Annotated in this window: 1 pseudogene; it reads left to right on the plus strand. The window is 52.2% G+C overall.

Annotated features, from left to right (window positions below):
- Positions 1 to 23: 23 nt before the first annotated feature.
- Positions 24 to 255: pseudogene (locus Pmgp_RS19470) on the plus strand (Rpn family recombination-promoting nuclease/putative transposase); the annotation flags it as partial.

The following is a 255-nucleotide window of genomic DNA, read 5'->3' on the forward strand; positions in this document are numbered from 1 at the left end:
CCGACCCCAGGGAGGTGGAGAAAGTGATCACCAACATCGAACGGACACTGGACGAGATGAAGAGGCAAGCTTTGCTCGAAGGTGAAACGAGAGGCAAGATTGAGGGCAAGATTGAGGGCAAGATTGAGGGCAAGATTGAGGGCAAGATTGAGGGCAAGATTGAAGTTGCAAGGACAGCGTTAAAGAGGGGCTTTCCCGTGGATGAAGTGGCAGAAATAACCGGGCTGTCCAGGGAGACCGTTTTGGAACTGAAGA

This window comes from Pelotomaculum propionicicum, assembly GCF_004369225.1.
Classification (GTDB): Bacteria; Bacillota; Desulfotomaculia; order Desulfotomaculales; family Pelotomaculaceae; genus Pelotomaculum_B; species Pelotomaculum_B propionicicum.